This is a genomic window from Achromobacter maghribensis (assembly GCF_057334215.1).
The window spans coordinates 162,028-179,617 of the sequence record NZ_JBHFII010000047.1 but is presented as its reverse complement, the minus strand read 5'-3'; the positions used below and the strand labels follow the sequence as shown (position 1 = coordinate 179,617).

Here is a 17,590-nt window from a genome sequence, read left to right as displayed (position 1 = left end):
GCATCAACGGCCCCAATTCTTCATTCAAACGCTGCTTACTTCAGCAGGTCCTTGACGCCGTCGCGCTCTTCCAGGAGCTCTTTCAGCGTGAAGTCCAGGCGTTCGCGCGAGAAGGCGTCGATTTCCAGGCCTTCGACGCGCTTGTATTCGCCATTTTCGGTCGTGACCGGCACGCCGTAGATGATGCCTTCCGGGATGCCGTAGGAGCCGTCCGACGGGATGCCCATCGTGACCCACTTGCCGTTGCTGCCCAGGACCCAGTCGCGGACGTGGTCGATGGCGGCGTTGGCGGCCGAAGCGGCCGAGGACAGGCCACGGGCTTCGATGATGGCGGCGCCGCGCTTGCCGACGGTCGGGATGAACGTGTCGCGGTTCCAGGCGTCATCGTTGATGAGCTTGGTCAGCGACTCGCCGCCGACGGTGGCGAAACGGAAGTCGGGATACATCGTGGGCGAGTGGTTGCCCCAGACGATCAGGTTTTCGATATCGGCAACCGGCTTGCCCGACTTGGCCGACAACTGCGACAGCGCGCGGTTGTGGTCCAGGCGCAGCATGGCGGTGAAGTTCTTGGCCGGCAGGTCCGGGGCCGACTTCATGGCGATGTAGGCGTTGGTGTTGGCGGGGTTGCCGACGACCAGGACCTTGACGTTGCGGCTGGCCACGTCGTTCAGGGCCTTGCCCTGCGCCGTGAAGATCTGGGCGTTGACGGACAGCAGGTCCTTGCGTTCCATGCCGGGGCCGCGCGGACGGGCGCCGACCAGCAGGGCCACGTCGGCGTCCTTGAAGGCGGTGCGCGGGTCGCTGTGGGCGGTCACTTCCTGAAGCAGCGGGAAGGCGCAGTCATCCAATTCCATGATGACGCCCTTCAGGGCCTTTTGCGCTTTCTCGTCGGGGATTTCCAGCAGTTGCAGGATGACGGGTTGATCTTTACCCAGCATTTCGCCGGAGGCGATGCGGAATAGCAGTGCGTAACCGATTTGGCCGGCGGCGCCGGTGACGGCGACACGCAAGGCAGGCTTGGACATGGACGTTCTCCGTAATGGTTTGGCGAGAAAAATCTCACCAATCAGTGTAATCGTTGAGGGGGCCAAAACGGCGCGTGCGGGCAAGCCTGCGCGGGCCCCTGACAGCCGTGAATCCTAGATCGATTTTACGGGTGCGTCAAACGCTCTTCTATCTTATATAAGACATAAGACGTTGGACAGCTTCCCGCCCGATATGCCACAATAGAGCGTTTATTCGAATGCGTTGCAGCACAGTCCGCTGTGCCTTTGCGGGCGCATTTTGGATATGGGTCTGCACCCTGTTTTTGAGCTGCCTTCCCATCATCCGGATGAACATGACACTTTCAAGAAGATCCATGGCAGAGCCTCGGCCCGAAACCTCCTTACGCACTCGCGCCGCCCGTTCAACGGGCGAGGGAGCCGCTTTCAGTCCGCTCTACCGCCAGATCAAGGATCTGCTCGTTCAAAGCCTTGAGCGCGGCGAATGGAAGCCCGGTGAACTCATCCCCAGCGAAATCGATCTGGCCGCCCGTTTCCAGGTGAGCCAGGGCACGGTGCGCAAGGCGGTCGATGAGCTTGCGGCCGAGCACATGCTGCTGCGCCGCCAGGGCAAGGGCACCTTTGTCGCCACCCATCACGAAGCCCGCGTCCGCTACCGTTTCCTGCGCCTGGCCGCCGACGAAGAAGGCGAGCCCGGCCGTGCCGAAAGCCGCATCCTGGAATGCCGGCGCCTGAGGGCGCCCGCCGAGATCGCGCGCGCCCTGGACCTTCGAGCGGGCGAAACGGTCGTCATGATCCGCCGCCTGCTGTCCATGGGGCAGACGCCGACCGTCGTGGACGACATCTGGCTGCCTGGCACCATTTTCCGTGGACTGACCCTCGAGCTGCTGACTGCCAACAAGGCGCCGCTCTATGGTCTGTTCGAATCCGAGTTCGGCGTGAGCATGGTGCGCGCGGACGAAAAGCTGCGCGCGGTGATCGCGCCAGCCGAAGTCTGTCCGCTGCTTAATGTTCCCGCCGGCACGCCGTTGTTGCAGGTGGATCGGGTGTCGTACACCTATGGTGACCGCCCCATGGAAATTCGCCGGGGGTTGTACTTGACCGATCGATACCACTACCGCAATAGTCTGAATTGATGAGCTTTTACACTACGATTTGATACCAACCCTATCTCTGGGCGAAAATACCGTGTTTGCCCGCAAGGGCCACGGCATTTCCGCCGTCACGATTCCCTAGTTCCGAAACACCGAGGCCGTCATGTCCGACACCGCTGCCAAGCCACGTCCGCAGTTTCGCAATATTGGGCTTGCCCAAGTTGCGTTCTCCTATCGCCTGCCCCTGGCCGGCAAGCTGTCCATCCTGCACCGCATCAGCGGCATTTTGCTGTTCCTCTGTTTGCCCTTGGTCATCGTGCCGCTGTTCGCAGCAAGCGTGGCCGCACCGCAGTCGTTCGCCTGGATCGCCTCCATCGCGGCCAACCCGATCGTCAAGCTTGTCTTCCTGGTCCTGATCTGGGGCTACCTGCACCACTTCTGTGCCGGCATTCGCTACCTGCTGCTGGACCTGCACATCGGTATCGACAAGCTGTCGGCCAAGAAAAGCGCCGGCGTGGTCTTCGGTGTCAGCCTGGCGCTGACGCTGGTGTTCGGTCTCAAACTGTTCGGAGTGCTGTAAATGGCCGCCGCTAAAAACTACGGACCCAAGCGCCTGGTCGTCGGCGCCCACTATGGGGTCATGGATTTCATCATCCAGCGCATCACCGCCGTCATCATGGCCGTGTACACGCTGGTGCTGCTTGTCGGCATCCTGACGATGCCCGCCTTCACGTATGAACATTGGGTCAAGCTGTTCAATTTCTACGTGGGCTTCATTCCGGTAGGCCAGATCCTGGCCTCCCTTGCATTCATTGCGTTGGCCTGGCATGCCTGGATTGGCGTGCGCGACATCTGGATGGATTACGTCAAGCCTGTGGGCCTGCGCCTGCTGCTGCAAGTGCTGACGATCCTCTGGTTGATCGGTACGGTCGTTTACTTCGCGCAAATCCTCTGGAGCATTTAAGCCGTGGTCTCTGTCATGAAATCCTTGCCGCGCCGCCAGTTTGATGTGGTGGTCGTTGGCGCCGGTGGAGCCGGCATGCGTTGTTCGCTGCAACTGTCCCAAGCGGGCCTGTCGGTTGCCGTGCTGTCCAAAGTGTTCCCCACGCGTTCGCACACCGTTGCCGCGCAAGGCGGCGTGAGCGCCTCGCTGGGCAACATGAGCGAAGACAACTGGTACTGGCACATGTACGACACCGTCAAGGGGTCGGATTGGCTGGGCGACCAGGACGCCATTGAATTCATGTGCCGTGAAGCGCCGAACGCCGTGTACGAGCTTGAACACTTCGGCATGCCGTTCGACCGCAACCCCGACGGCACGATCTATCAGCGTCCGTTCGGCGGCCACACCGCCAACTTCGGTGAAAAGCCGGTGCAGCGCGCCTGTGCCGCCGCCGACCGCACCGGCCACGCGCTGCTGCACACCCTCTACCAGCGCAACGTTGCCGCGCGCACCCAGTTCTTCGTCGAATGGATGGCGCTGGACCTGCTGCGCAACGAAGCCGGTGACGTCGTGGGCGTGACCGCCCTGGAAATGGAAACGGGCGAGATCTACATCCTGGAAGCCAAGACCACGGTGCTGGCCACCGGCGGCGCCGGCCGTATCTGGGCCGCGTCCACCAACGCCTTCATCAACACCGGTGACGGCCTGGGCATGGCGGCGCGCGCGGGCATCCCGCTGCAAGACATGGAATTCTGGCAGTTCCACCCCACCGGCGTGGCCGGCGCGGGCGTGCTGATCACGGAAGGCGTGCGTGGCGAAGGCGGCATCCTGTTGAACAAGGATGGCGAACGCTTCATGGAGCGCTATGCGCCCACGCTGAAGGATCTGGCCCCGCGCGACTTCGTGTCCCGCTCGATGGACCAGGAAATCAAGGAAGGCCGCGGTTGCGGTCCGGACGGCAGCTACGTCGTCCTGAAGCTTGACCACCTGGGCGCCGACGTCATCAACAAGCGTCTGCCCTCGATCCGCGAAATCGCCATCAAGTTCGGCAACGTCGACCCGATCAAGGAACCGATCCCCGTCGTTCCGACCATCCACTACCAGATGGGCGGCATTCCGGCCAACTACCACGGCCAGGTGCTGTCGCGTGAAAACGGCGAGAACAAGGTCGTCAATGGCCTGTACGCCATCGGCGAATGCGCCGCGGTGTCGGTGCACGGCGCCAACCGCCTGGGCACGAACTCGCTGCTGGACCTGATCGTGTTCGGCCGCGCCACCGGCAACCACATCGTCAATTCGCACCCGGAGCGCCAGCGCGCGCACCAGGATCTGCCGAAGGAAGCCGTGGAGTTCTCGCTGGACCGCGTGAACAAGCTGGAATCGCGTACGTCGGGCGAAAAGACGCAAGACATCGGCAACGCCATCCGCTTCTCGATGCAGCGCCACTGCGGCGTGTTCCGCACGCTGGAACTGCTGAACGAAGGCGTGACGCAGATCGAAGATCTGGCCAAGCAAGCCGACAGCATCTACTTCAAGGACAAGTCCAAGGTGTTCAACACCGCGCGCGTCGAAGCGCTGGAACTGGCCAACATGACCGAAGTGGCCCGCGCCACGATCAAGTCGGCCGCTGCCCGTACGGAAAGCCGCGGCGCTCACGCGCTGGACGACCACCCGACGCGCGACGACGAGAACTGGCTCAAGCACACGCTGTGGTATTCCGAAGGCAGCCGCCTGGATTACAAGCCCGTGCAGATGAAGCCTTTGACGGTTGAGTCCTTCCCGCCCAAGGCGCGTACCTTCTAAGTCCGGATAGAGCCCATTATGAGCACCAAGAGAATCGTCAAGTTCGAAATCTACCGCTACGATCCGGACAAGGACGAGCGCCCGTACATGCAGAAGCTGGACGTTGAACTCCAGCCGACCGACAAGATGTTGCTGGATGCGCTGGTGCGCATCAAGAACGACGTCGATGACAGCCTGGCCCTGCGCCGCTCGTGCCGTGAAGGCGTGTGCGGTTCGGACGCCATGAACATCAACGGCAAGAACGGCCTGGCCTGCACGACGAACCTTCGCGAATTGAAGGAACCCATCGTCCTGCGCCCGCTGCCGGGCCTGCCCGTCATCCGCGACCTGATCGTGGACATGACGCACTTCTTCAACCAGTACCACTCCGTTCGTCCGTACCTCATCAACGACGCGCCGCCGCCCGAAAAAGAGCGCCTGCAGTCGCCGGAGGCGCGCGAAGAACTGGATGGCCTGTACGAGTGCATCCTGTGCGCGTGCTGTTCCACTTCCTGCCCGTCGTTCTGGTGGAATCCGGACAAGTTCGTCGGCCCGGCCGGCCTGCTGCAAGCCTACCGCTTCATCGCCGACAGCCGCGACGAAGCCACGGGTGAGCGTCTGGACAATCTGGAAGATCCGTACCGCCTGTTCCGTTGCCACACCATCATGAATTGCGTCGACGTCTGTCCCAAGGGACTGAACCCGACCAAGGCGATCGGCAAGATCAAGGAACTGATGGTCCGCCGCACGGTCTAGTTTCTAGTGTGAAGACTTTTGTACTTATGGTGTAACGATGAGCAGGCTAACTGAACTGGAGCGGGCGCGTCTGCGTTGGCGGGCGCGCCGCGGCCTGCTCGAAAACGACTTGATCATCACTCGGTATCTTGACGCTTACGAGGCTGAACTTACCGATGATGATGTGGCCGCATTGACCCAGCTGTTCGAGATGGGAGACAACGATCTTCTCGACCTGCTGCTGGCCCGCAAGGAACTCGAAGGTGAACTGGATACTCCCAGGCTTCGGGGCATTATTGGCCAGATGCGCGCACTCTGATTAATGTGAGAGGAATAAACATGAACCTGTCTGACAAAAAAGCCACTCTATCCTTCTCGGATGGCAGCGCACCCATTGAGTTCCCTGTCTACAAGGGCACGGTCGGTCCGGATGTGATCGACATCCGCAAGCTGTATGGCCAGACGGGCATGTTTACGTTTGACCCGGGCTTCATGTCCACCGCGGCTTGCGAATCGGGCATCACGTACATCGACGGCGACAAGGGCGAACTGCTGTACCGCGGCTTCCCCATCGAGCAATTGGCCGTCAATTGCGACTTCATGGACATCTGCTACCTGATCCTGAACGGCGATCTGCCCAACCAGGAACAGAAGGCCGACTTCGACTCGCAAGTGACCCATCACACGATGGTCAACGAGCAACTGCACTTCTTCCTGCGTGGCTTCCGCCGCGACGCCCACCCGATGGCCGTGCTGACGGGCCTGGTTGGCGCGCTGTCCGCGTTCTACCACGACTCCACCGACATCACGAACCCGCAGCATCGTCACATCTCGGCCATCCGTTTGATCGCCAAGATGCCGACGCTGGTTGCGATGGCGTACAAGTACTCGCAAGGCCAACCGTTCATCTATCCGCAGAACGACCTGTCCTACACGGGCAACTTCCTGCGCATGATGTTCGCCACGCCGTGCGAAGACTACAAGGTGAATGAAGTCGTCGAGCGCGCGCTGGACCGCATCTTCATCCTGCACGCCGACCACGAGCAAAACGCGTCGACGTCCACCGTGCGCCTGTGCGGTTCGTCGGGCACCAACCCGTTCGCCGCCATCTCGGCCGGCGTGGCTTGCCTGTGGGGCCCGGCTCACGGCGGCGCCAACGAAGCTTGCCTGCAAATGCTGGAAGAGCTGCAAGCCAACGGCGGCATCGACAAGGTCGGTGAGTTCATGGAGAAGGTCAAGGACAAGAACTCGGGCGTGCGCCTGATGGGCTTTGGCCACCGCGTCTACAAGAACTACGACCCGCGCGCCAAGCTGATGCAGGAAACCTGCAAGGAAGTGCTCTCGGCCCTGGGCCTGGAAAACGACCCGCTGTTCAAGCTGGCCATGGAACTGGAACGCATCGCCCTGTCGGATCCGTACTTCGTGCAGCGCAAACTGTACCCGAACGTGGACTTCTACTCGGGTATCGTCCAGCGCGCCATCGGCATCCCGACCTCGCTGTTCACGGCCATCTTCGCGCTGGCCCGCACGGTGGGCTGGATCGCCCAGTGGAACGAAATGCTGTCGGATCCCGATTACAAGATCGGCCGTCCGCGCCAGCTGTTCACGGGTTCGGTCACCCGCGACGTGCCCCCGATGGACAAGCGTTAATCTGCTTTTCCGCTTCGGCAAGAAACCGCCTTCGGGCGGTTTTTTTTTGTGCCGAATAAGCGGATATCATGCTTGCCATGATTCCCGTCGCGCTCCCCTCTGCCAGTTTCTACCTGCTGCTTTCCTTTGGCTTTCTTGCCGGCATCGTGCTTGTTGGCTGGGCCGCGATGTTCGCGGCAAGCGCGACGCATCGCCGGTTCGTCCGCAGGCATTGGAAGCTGTCGGCCGCGTTGTTCGTGGTGCTGGCGGTGCCGTTTGCCTTCTATGCGTGGGTCCAGGTCGTTATCTGGCAGATCGAGCGGGAAAGCGATCGCCGGGAGGCCGCGCGCCATGTCACGCTGGAACAAGCGGCAACGGTGGGCGGCACGCCCATGCCCGCCGGCACGCGGCTGACCCTGCAGGACGAAGGGCAGCTGGACACCTACCTGGAAGCCAATTTCCCACAGCCGGTGACGATGTTCGGCGTGCAGGCGATGCGCGTGCGGCGCTTTCTTGACAGCGACTACGACAAAGACACGTATGCGCTGACTGGCCGGTATCCGCGAACCGTCATTCTTAGCGGCCAGGGCGATCAGGCGGTGCTGGGTTGGCGCTGCGACGCTACCCGCGACATCGAGTTCGACACGACGCGCGAGGGCGGCATGAAGGGGCTGAACCAGTGCCAACTGAGCAGCGGAAACCAGGTGGGGGATTTGACCCTTGCGCCGGGTTCGATCCTGTACGGCTCGAGCGGCACCGTGTATACGGACGGCTCATCCGACCCGGACCGCTGGCGTGTGGAGGTCAAGGACCCCGTGGCGGTCAAGGTGTTCGGGCTGATGCTGAGCGATCCCCGGATCTACCTGGACGCCGACCGGCGCCTCCTGCGGGTCAGCGACACGGAGCTGGCGTGCAAGCTGGATCTGGGCGGGTTCCACTATGCGCCTGGCACCCGGGTCAAGACCCTCCGCCGGGGCAAGGGCGACGGGCGCGAACCGTTTCCGGGCATATTCGCCTTCAGTCCCGCGGAGGGGCAACCCGCCAAACGCGACGGCCACGAGGACGTGCCGGCAGGCATGTCGGTGCTGCAGGCGTTCGATGGAACGTTGGCCGGCATCGAGAAGAACGAAGCGGTCGGCGTGTTTGAATTCGCGACGTTTGTCGTCGGCGACGACGCGCCCGCGCTGCCCAGGCGGGCGGCCTGCCCATAGCGTCCGCCCGGTCGGGTCGGAAGGGGCACGTTAAGAAATTCTTAAAAGTCTCGCCCGACAATGCGGCTTGCCGGTGGCGTCCCACACCGGCTGAACCGTAAGGGAGTGATTTCGGATGAGACGTCGGTGAAGCGCCTGCACAGCATGGAGCTGTTTGCGGAAGTGGCCAAGGCGCGCAGCTTCAGTCGCGCCGCTGTCGTGCTGGGGCTGCCGAAGTCGACGCTGTCGCGCCGGGTGGCGGAACTGGAGCGTTCGGTTGGCCTGAGCCTGCTCAACCGCAGCACGCGCAAAGTAGAGCTGACGGGAGCAGGAGAGCTCTATCTGGAGCGCTGCCTGCGTATCGTCGAGGAAGCCCAGGTCGCGCACGAGGAATTGCAGGCCCTGACCGCGACGCCTTCGGGCCTGCTGCGCGTCAATATGCCCGCCACGTTCGCTACCGACGTGATGGCCGAGATTTTCCTGGGATTTTCGCGCCGGCATCCGGAGGTGGCCTTCCACATGAACCTGGCCAGCCTGGACCATGCGGATCGGGTGGCCGAACCCTGCGACCTGACGATCAAGATCGGCGAGATGCCGGATTCCACGCGCATCGCCCGATGCCTGGGGGCCGTGAATGTCCATCTGTACGCGTCGGAAAGCTATCTGGCGGCCCACGGCGCGCCCGCGCATCCGTCTGAACTGGCCGTGCACGAGTGCATCGGTTTCCGCGCCGAGGCACATGGGGCGCCGACGCGGTGGCCATTGACGCGCGGACAAGAGCAGATCAGCGTCATGCCGGGCAGCCGGTTTTCGGTGAACGAGGCGGGCATGGCCCGCCAACTGGCGGTGCTGGGCGCGGGCATTGCGCCGTTGGGCGGGGACCAAAGCGAGCTTGAGCGCTCAGGCGGCCTGCGCCGCGTCTTGCCGGGTTGGAGCCTGGGGCCATTTCCCGTGCATGTGGTGACCGAAACGCGGCTGTTGCCGGCCCGGGCCAGAGCATTTGTCGACTATCTGATGACATGCCTGGCCAAGGGCTGGCCGGCCCCTGCGCCTACACGCTGATGTGCCGCGCCATCAGGACGGCGAACAGGGGCAGGAAGATGAAGAGGTGCGATTCGATCATCACCCAGCGCCGCACCCGCTTGATTTCGGGCAAGGCCGGCACGAAGCCTGCCTGCTGGCGGGATTGCCTGGCCCAGCGCAGCATGGCCAGCGTGGGCGGGATCGAACAGAGCGCGATGATGACAAAGAGCGTGATCTTGGCGTGGAACCAGGGCGTGCTCATGTAGAACGCGGCGCCCTTCGCGCCCAGCGTCAACCGCAGCACGCCGGTGACCAATACCAGAATGGCGCTGACGCCGTAGAGACGATCGTAGATGATCAGGCGCTTCACGCCGTTGGCGGTGAGATCGGGGCGCAGCAACACGGCTTCGGCGGTCAGGACCACCACCATTACGAAAATCGCCAGGTAGTGAAACCAGGCGTACAGGGCATCGGCCAGCATGTCGTCTCCAGGGAAATGGGCAAGCTTGGGTTGTACCATCCGGCCAATCAGGCGGGCCAGCGTTTCGGCCGGCGCCGGTTGTGGCGGCGCAAAGAAAAACGGGTGCCCCGTGGGACACCCGTTCCGTTACCGCCGGCTGGCGATCAACGACGCTTTCTGGCGGCCTCGGCCGCTTCCTGCTGCGCATCCACGACGGCCAGGGCCGTCATGTTGACGATGCGGCGCACGGTGGCGCTGGTCGTCAGGATGTGCACCGGGCGCGCGGCGCCCAGCAGGATCGGACCCATGGCGACGCCATTGCTGCCCGTCATCTTCAGCATGTTGTACGTGATGTTGCCGGTATCCAGGTTCGGCATGACCAGCAGATTGGCGCGGCCCTTGAGCGTGCTGTCCGGATAGGCCAGTACACGGATCTTCTCGGACAGGGCGGCGTCAGCGTGCATTTCGCCATCCACTTCGAGGTCGGGCGCGCGTTCTTGCACCAGCTTGCTGGCGGCGGCCATCTTCTTCGACGATTCCGTCACGCGGCTGCCGAAGTTCGAGTGCGACAGCAGCGCAATCTTCGGCACCACGCCAAAGCGCAGCATTTCGTCGGCGGCCTGGATGGTGATGTTGGCCACTTCTTCCGACGTCGGGTTTTCGTTGACGTGGGTGTCGGTGACGAACAGCGTCTGGTCGGGCAGCATCAGCACGTTCAGCGCAGCGTACGTCTGGCCTTCCTTCTTGCCGATGATTTCGTCGATGTACTTGAGCTGGTTGTCGTACTTGCTGGCCACGCCGCAGAGCAGGGCGTCGGCATCGCCGCGGCGCAGCAGCATCGCGCCGATCAGCGTGTTGTGCTTGCGGATCATCGCCTTGGCGATGGCCGGCGTCACGCCTTCACGGCCCTTCAACTGGTAGTACGCGTTCCAGGTTTCGTTGAAGCGGTTGTCGTCTTCCGGATCCACGATCTCGAAGTGCTGGCCAGCGATCAGGCGCAGGCCGGCTTTCTGGATGCGCATTTCGATGACGGCCGGGCGGCCGACCAGGATCGGGAATGCCAGCTTTTCGTCGGCCACGGTCTGCACGGCGCGCAGGACGCGTTCGTCTTCGCCGTCAGCGTAGATGACGCGCTTGGGCGCCTTCTTGGCCTGGGCGAACAACGGGCGCATCAGTTGGCCCGAGTGGTACACGAAGCCCATCAGCTTCTGGCGGTAGGCCTCGATGTCTTCGATGGGGCGGGCAGCCACGCCGGAGTCGGCGGCGGCCTGTGCCACGGCGGGCGCGATCTGGACGATCAGGCGCGGGTCGAACGGCTTCGGGATGATGTAGTCGGGGCCGAACGACAGTTCCTGGCCGGCGTAGGCGCGGGCCACTTCATCGTTCTGTTCGGCCTGCGCCAGTTCGGCGATGGCCTTCACGCAAGCCAGCTTCATTTCTTCGGTGATGCGCGACGCGCCAGCGTCCATCGCACCGCGGAAGATGAAGGGGAAGCACAGCACGTTGTTGACCTGGTTCGGGTAGTCCGAACGGCCGGTGGCGATGATGCAATCCGGGCGGGCAGCCTTGGCGACTTCCGGGCGGATTTCCGGTTCCGGATTGGCCAGCGCCAGGATCAGCGGACGGTCGGCCATGGTCTTGACCATGTCGCCCGTCAGCACGCCCGCGGTGGAGCAGCCCAGGAACACGTCGGCGCCGTTGACCACGTCGGCCAGCGTGCGCGCGTCGGTCTTCTGCGCGTAGCGCTTCTTGTTGGCTTCCATGTTTTCATCGCGGCCATCCCAGATCACGCCACGGGAGTCCACCACGTAGATGTTCTCGCGCTTGACGCCCAGGTGGACCAGCAGGTCCAGGCAGGCGATGGCGGCGGCGCCGGCGCCCGAGCAGGCCAGCTTGACCGAGCCGATGTCCTTGCCCACGACCTTCAGGCCGTTCAGGATGGCGGCCGACGAGATAATGGCGGTACCGTGCTGGTCGTCATGGAAGACGGGGATCTTCATGCGCTCGCGCAGCTTCTTTTCGATGTAGAAGCACTCGGGCGCCTTGATGTCTTCCAGGTTGACGCCGCCCAGCGTGGGTTCCAGCGCCGCGATGATGTCGACCAGCTTGTCGGGGTCGTTTTCGGCCAGTTCGATGTCGAACACGTCGATGCCGGCGAACTTCTTGAACAGGCAGCCTTTGCCTTCCATGACCGGCTTGGCGGCCAGCGGGCCGATGTTGCCCAGGCCCAGCACGGCGGTGCCGTTGGTGATCACGCCCACCAGGTTGCCGCGCGAGGTGTACTTCGAGGCAGCGTCATCGCCTTGGTCGAAGATCGCCATGCAAGCGGCGGCCACGCCGGGGGAGTAGGCCAGGGACAGATCGTCCTGGTTGGCCAACGTCTTGGTCGGGACGACCGAGATTTTGCCGGGGGTGGGATAGGCGTGGTAATCCAACGCCATTTTGGTAAGAGTTTCGTCCATGGGATCGGGCCTCTGAGGCACTAACTGAAAAAGAAAACGGGATGACAAACGGCGGGCTCACGGCCCGCCGGTTTCTTCGCGAAATGCTTAGGGAACACCCGTATTTCACCAGAAAGCGCGGGCGCTTGGTTGTTGCAGTGCAGCGAGCCAGCCGTTTTGATCAAAACGCGGCGGGATATTTCGCCGCTCGCGACGGCAAGCGCGAGCGGCGTGTAGAGGTCCTGCGGGACCGGCGTGCAGCGCCTATAGTTCCCACGGCGGGGTTTGCCGCGCCCGGGCGTTCAAGGTCTGGCGCAGCGTGTCGGCGTCCGCCTGGCGGCCCAGGCTGTCCAGCGCGTACAGCACGATCCACTCGGCGCTGACTTCGAAGAAGTCGCGCAGCTGGGCCCGGGTGTCGCTGCGGCCAAAGCCGTCCGTCCCCAAGGTCCGGTAGGGAGCGGGCACCCAGGCGCGGATCTGTTCGGGCACGGCGCGCACGTAGTCGGTGGCGGCGATGACCGGCGCGTCGCTTGCGCCCAGGCAGGTGCGGACCCAGTCCGCGCCGTCCGCCGCGTCCAGCCCCAACACGCGGGCGCGCTCCGATTCGCGGCCATCCCGGGCCAACTCGGAAAAGCTGGTGACGCTCCAGACCTCGGCGTCCACGCCATGGCGCGTGCGCAGGCGGTCCGCCGCCATTTCGGCTTCGCGCAGCATCGGACCCGCGCCCAGCAGGCGCACCTGGGCTTGCCCTTGGGCGGGGCGCAGCAGGTACATCCCGCGCAGGATGCCGTCCCGCACGCCAGCGCCGGCGGGCATGTCGGGCTGCGCCAGGTTTTCGTTCGTGACCGTCAGGTAGAAGAATTCGTCGCGTTGCTCGTCCAGCATGCGGCGCATGCCGTGTTCGACGATGACGGCGACCTCGAAGGCGTAGGCCGGGTCGTACGCGCGGCAGTTGGGCACGGCGGCGGCCATGATGTGGCTGGAGCCGTCTTGATGCTGCAAGCCTTCGCCGCCCAGCGTGGTGCGGCCAGACGTTGCGCCGATCAGGAAGCCCCGGGTGCGCTGGTCGGCGGCGGCCCAGATCAGGTCGCCAATGCGCTGGAAGCCGAACATCGAGTAATAGATATAGAAGGGCAGCATCGGCAGGCCGTTGACCGAATAGCTGGTGCCGGCCGCGGTCCAGGACGAAATCGCGCCGGCCTCGGTAATGCCTTCCTCCAGGATCTGGCCATCGCGCGCCTCGCGGTAGTACAGCACCGAGCCGATGTCTTCGGGTTCGTACAACTGGCCTTGCGCCGAGTAAATACCGATCTGGCGGAACAGATTGGCCATGCCGAACGTGCGGGCCTCGTCCGCCACGATGGGCACGATGCGCGCGCCCACGGTGGCGTCTTTCAGCAAGGCGGTCAGCATGCGCACGATGGCCATGGTGGACGACATTTCCTTGCCGTCGGCGGCCAATGCGAAGCGCGCCCAGTGTTCGGCAGCGGGCGGTGTTAGCCGCGGGGCCTGCGTGCGGCGGCGCGGAATGTGGCCGCCCAGCGCCGCGCGCCGCGCTTGCAGGTGGCGCAGTTCGGCGCTGTCTTCGGCGGGGCGGTAGAACTTGAGCGCCAGGCAGTCCGCGTCCGATATCGGCAGCGCGAAGCGGTCGCGGAAGGCCAGCAGGGCCTCGTCGTCCAGCTTCTTCTGCTGGTGCGTCGTCATCTTGCCCTGGCCGGCCGACCCCATGCCGAAGCCTTTCTTGGTCTGCGCCAGGATCACGGTGGGTTGGCCCCGGTGCCGGGCCGCGCGGTGGTAGGCGGCATGGATTTTCACCATGTCGTGGCCGCCGCGATGCAGACGGTCGATGGCCTCGTCGGTCCAGTCGGCCACCAGCGCCGCCAGTTCGGGATTCTGGTTGAAGAAATGGGCGCGGTTGAAGGCGCCGTCGTTGGCGGCGAAGGTCTGGAACTGGCCGTCCACCGTATTCGCGAACGCGCGGGCCAGCGCGCCGCCGGTATCGCGCCGCAGTAGCGCGTCCCAGTCGCTGCCCCAGACCAGCTTGATCACGTTCCAGCCTGCGCCCGCGTATAACGTTTCCAGCTCGTCGATAATGCGGCCGTTGCCACGCACCGGGCCATCCAGCCGCTGCAGGTTGCAGTTGACGACGAAGACCAGGTTGTCCAGCTTTTCGCGCGCGGCCAGCGTCAGCGCCGCGATGGATTCCGGTTCATCCATTTCGCCGTCGCCGAAAATGCCCCAGACCTTGCGGTCGCCGCCAGGCACCAGCGAGCGGTGTTCCAGGTAGCGCATGAAACGCGCCTGGTAGATGGCGTTGATGGGGCCAATGCCCATGGAACCCGTGGGGAACTGCCAGAAATCCGGCATCAGCCAGGGGTGGGGGTAGGACGACAGGCCGCGCAGCCCGCGCGCGGTGGCGGTTATCTCTTGCCGGAAGTGGGCCAGGTCGTCTTCGCCCAGGAAGCCTTCCAGGTAGGCGCGGGCATAAACGCCGGGCGCCGAATGCGGTTGCATGTAGACCAGGTCGCCCGGGCCGTCGGCCGACTGCGCGCGGAAGAAATGGTTGAAGCCCACTTCGAACAGGTCGGCGGCGGAGGCGTAGCTGGCGATGTGGCCGCCCAGTTCGCCGTGCGCCTGGTTGGCGCGTACGACCATGGCCAGTGCGTTCCAGCGGTTGATGCGGGCGATGCGTTCTTCCACCGCCAAGTTGCCGGGGAAGGGCGGCTCCTGATCGGCGGGTATCGTGTTCAGATAGGCGGTGCGGGTCTGGCTGTTGGCGCGCAACCCGAGCGACGCGGCGTGCCCAAGCAGGTTGTCCAACACGTAGCCGGCGCGGCCGGCCCCGCCACTATCGACCAGCGACTGCAGGGCGTCGCGCCATTCGGCGGTTTCCGATGGGTCGGCGTCGTGCCGGTCGTCTTGCCCGGCGATGGGTTGGCTGGCGTCGCGCATGGTCGTGATGTCTCCTGTTATCGCTCAATGCTAGACCTGTGTCGAAGGCATGAGTCATCAAATTCCAGGGTGGAAAGGCCCGCTTTCAGCATAATCTTTTGCAAGCGTTTCCAAAGCCGGCAGCATCTGCCGCTAAGCGGCGTTTACGCGTGGTGACCACTGTGTGGACGCTGAAGCGCTAGAATGCGCGGTTTAGCAGAACCCACAACGGGAGACTTCAATGACTCAACCCGTCAGCGTCCCGGCAAACGTCACCCTTCCGGAACTGACGTTCCGCGGCGTCTTGCTGGGCGCCTTGATCACCGTGATCTTCACCGCCTCCAACGTCTTCCTGGGGCTGAAGGTTGGCCTGACGTTCTCATCCGCCATTCCCGCGGCGGTGATCTCGATGTCGGTGCTGCGCCTGTTCAAAGACGCGAACATCCTCGAAAACAATATGGTGCAGACGCAGGCTTCGGCGGCCGGCACGCTGTCGTCCATCATTTTCATCCTGCCCGCGTTGGTCATGATGGGGCACTGGCAGGGCTTTCCGTTCTGGCAGACGCTGGGCATTTGCGCGGCCGGCGGCATGCTGGGCGTGATGTTCACGATCCCGCTGCGCCATGTGATGGTGGTCCAAAGCGATCTGCCGTATCCGGAAGGCGTGGCGGCCGCCGAGATCCTGCGTGTGGGCAGCGCCGAACGGGCGCAGGATGCGGCCGAGGACGCTGGCCAGGCCAGCGGCCGGCCCGGCGCCAAGCCTGCCGCGACCGGCATGGGCGACATCGTGACGGGCGGTGTGGTGGCGGCCGTGGTCAGCTTTGCCGCCAGCGGCCTGCGCGTGCTGGGCGACAGTGTCAGTGGCTGGTTCGCCATGGGCGGCGCGGTGTTCCGCCTGCCGATGGGCTTTTCCCTGGCGTTGCTGGGCGCGGGCTACCTGATCGGCATCGTCGCGGGCCTGGCCATGCTGACCGGCCTGATCATTTCCTGGGGGATCGCGGTGCCGGTCCTGACCGCCATGGGCGACATCCCCGCCGGCCAGACCTTGGCGAAATACGCCACGGGGCTGTGGTCGTCGCAGGTGCGCTTCATCGGCGCTGGCGTAATCGGCGTGGGCGCCATCTGGACGCTGGCGACCTTGTTCATGCCGATGGCGCGCGGCGTGAAGGCGTCGTTTTCGGCGCTGACCAAGGCGGGCGCGGCCCGGGCAGGCCAGGCGCCGCGCACCGAGCGCGACCTGTCCGCCGGCTGGATTTCCATCGTCACGCTGATCCTGGTGGCGATTCTGGTGATCACGTTCCAGGTGTTCCTGTCTGACGCGCCGTTGTCGGCCGGCGCCATCTGGAAGCTGGTGGCCTACGCCGTGCTGTTCGCCTTCGTGTTCGGCTTTCTGGTGGCGGCAGCTTGCGGCTACATGGCAGGCCTGGTGGGGTCGTCGACCAGCCCGATTTCGGGCGTCGGCATCGTGGCCATCGTGCTGGTGTCGCTGCTGATGCTGGCGTTGGGTGGCGAATTGCTTGGCGTGCAGAACGGCGTGCAGATGGCGATCGCGCTGTCCATCTTCAGTACGTCGGCCGTGGTGGCCGTGGCGTCGATTTCGAACGACAACCTGCAGGACCTGAAGACGGGTTGGCTGGTGGGTGCCACGCCGTGGCGCCAGCAGGTGGCGCTGTTGATCGGCTGCGTGGTGGGCGCCGCGGTGATTTCGCCGGTGCTGGAGCTGCTGTACAACGCCTACGGTTTCGCGGATGCGATGCCGCGCGAAGGCATGGATCCGGCGCAGGCGCTGTCTGCCCCGCAGGCCACGCTGATGCTGGCGATCGCGCGCGGCATCTTCACCCACCAATTGAACTGGAGCATGATCCTGATCGGCATGGCCGTGGGCGTGGGCCTGATCGTGGTGGACGAGATTCTGAAGCGCACGTGCCGCGTGGCCCGCATCCCGGTGTTGGCGGTCGGGATCGGCATCTATCTGCCGCCGACGGTGGCCGCGCCCATCGTGGCCGGCGCGGTGCTGGCGTGGCTGCTGGAACGTGCCTTGCGGCGTCGCGCCTCGGCCGCCGGCAAGCCCTACGAACAGTACGCGGATGCGGCGAACCGCCGCGGGGTGCTGATCGCTTCCGGCCTGATCGTGGGTGAAAGCCTGGTCGGCGTGCTGATGGCGGCCATCATCGGCGCGGCGGGCACGGACGCGCCGCTGGCGATCGCGGGCGAGGGCTTCGCGTCCATCGCGTCTTATCTGGGGCTGGCGGTTTTCGTGATGGTCGCGGTGCTGTTCTGGCGCCGCGTGATGCGGCTGGGATAGCGGCTGGGATAGCGGCAGGGGCGCTGGCCGCGACGCCGTGGCCGGGTCCGCGC

General features: G+C 64.3%; 14 protein-coding genes. 10 read left to right on the top strand and 4 right to left on the bottom strand.

Annotated features, from left to right (window positions below; translation table 11 throughout):
• Window positions 1-35: 35 nt before the first annotated feature.
• Window positions 36-1,025, bottom strand: coding sequence for a malate dehydrogenase (locus tag ACE039_RS20770; protein WP_105555043.1), 990 nt, complete (start codon window positions 1,023-1,025; stop codon window positions 36-38).
• A 335-nt stretch (window positions 1,026-1,360) separates the two neighbouring features.
• Between ACE039_RS20770 and ACE039_RS20765 the strand changes: the two genes are divergently transcribed.
• The 9 genes from ACE039_RS20765 (at window position 1,361) to ACE039_RS20725 (ending at window position 9,439) form a co-directional block, all read left to right on the top strand.
• Window positions 1,361-2,140: a GntR family transcriptional regulator gene (locus tag ACE039_RS20765; protein WP_006223903.1), complete on the top strand. Its 780-nt coding sequence runs from the start codon at window positions 1,361-1,363 to the stop codon at window positions 2,138-2,140.
• A 121-nt stretch (window positions 2,141-2,261) separates the two neighbouring features.
• Window positions 2,262-2,678, top strand: coding sequence for a succinate dehydrogenase, cytochrome b556 subunit (gene sdhC / locus ACE039_RS20760; protein ID WP_006223904.1), 417 nt, complete (start codon window positions 2,262-2,264; stop codon window positions 2,676-2,678).
• Window positions 2,679-3,062 (top strand): succinate dehydrogenase, hydrophobic membrane anchor protein, encoded by a 384-nt coding sequence (gene sdhD, locus ACE039_RS20755; protein WP_006223905.1) that lies wholly within the window; start codon window positions 2,679-2,681, stop codon window positions 3,060-3,062.
• A gap of 3 nt (window positions 3,063-3,065) precedes the next feature.
• Window positions 3,066-4,844 carry a succinate dehydrogenase flavoprotein subunit gene (sdhA, locus tag ACE039_RS20750; protein WP_105555042.1) on the top strand — a complete coding sequence of 593 codons (1,779 nt, stop codon included), beginning with the start codon at window positions 3,066-3,068 and terminating at the stop codon, window positions 4,842-4,844.
• An 18-nt stretch (window positions 4,845-4,862) separates the two neighbouring features.
• Window positions 4,863-5,579 carry a succinate dehydrogenase iron-sulfur subunit gene (locus tag ACE039_RS20745; RefSeq protein WP_105555041.1) on the top strand — a complete coding sequence of 239 codons (717 nt, stop codon included), beginning with the start codon at window positions 4,863-4,865 and terminating at the stop codon, window positions 5,577-5,579.
• 37 nt (window positions 5,580-5,616) lie between these two features.
• The gene (locus ACE039_RS20740) at window positions 5,617-5,877 is read left to right on the top strand and encodes a succinate dehydrogenase assembly factor 2 (RefSeq protein WP_046802661.1); all 261 of its coding nucleotides are present in this window, start codon (window positions 5,617-5,619) and stop codon (window positions 5,875-5,877) included.
• A 20-nt stretch (window positions 5,878-5,897) separates the two neighbouring features.
• Window positions 5,898-7,208 carry a citrate synthase gene (gene gltA / locus ACE039_RS20735; RefSeq protein ID WP_050449832.1) on the top strand — a complete coding sequence of 437 codons (1,311 nt, stop codon included), beginning with the start codon at window positions 5,898-5,900 and terminating at the stop codon, window positions 7,206-7,208.
• Window positions 7,209-7,276: 68 nt separating this feature from the next.
• Entirely contained in the window at window positions 7,277-8,398 is a 1,122-nt protein-coding gene (locus ACE039_RS20730; protein WP_485823233.1) for a hypothetical protein, read from the top strand.
• 144 nt (window positions 8,399-8,542) lie between these two features.
• A complete protein-coding gene (locus ACE039_RS20725; protein ID WP_448708819.1) occupies window positions 8,543-9,439 on the top strand; it encodes a LysR family transcriptional regulator in 897 nt (298 codons plus the stop codon).
• Here ACE039_RS20725 and ACE039_RS20720 read toward each other — a convergent pair.
• From ACE039_RS20720 to mdeB, 3 genes are all read right to left on the bottom strand, one after another.
• Window positions 9,429-9,881, bottom strand: coding sequence for a DUF2214 family protein (locus tag ACE039_RS20720; protein ID WP_105555040.1), 453 nt, complete (start codon window positions 9,879-9,881; stop codon window positions 9,429-9,431). The two genes, ACE039_RS20725 and ACE039_RS20720, sit on opposite strands and share 11 nt — an antisense overlap.
• Before the next feature lie 143 nt (window positions 9,882-10,024).
• Window positions 10,025-12,322, bottom strand: a complete 2,298-nt coding sequence (locus ACE039_RS20715; RefSeq protein WP_310032839.1) for an NADP-dependent malic enzyme — start codon at window positions 12,320-12,322, stop codon at window positions 10,025-10,027.
• A 243-nt stretch (window positions 12,323-12,565) separates the two neighbouring features.
• On the bottom strand, window positions 12,566-15,253 hold the full coding sequence (mdeB, locus tag ACE039_RS20710) for an alpha-ketoglutarate dehydrogenase (RefSeq protein WP_485823232.1): 2,688 nt from the start codon (window positions 15,251-15,253) through the stop codon (window positions 12,566-12,568).
• 220 nt (window positions 15,254-15,473) lie between these two features.
• On the opposite strand from mdeB, the gene ACE039_RS20705 reads away from it, so the two are divergent.
• Window positions 15,474-17,537: an OPT family oligopeptide transporter gene (locus ACE039_RS20705; protein WP_485823231.1), complete on the top strand. Its 2,064-nt coding sequence runs from the start codon at window positions 15,474-15,476 to the stop codon at window positions 17,535-17,537.
• Window positions 17,538-17,590: the final 53 nt, after the last annotated feature.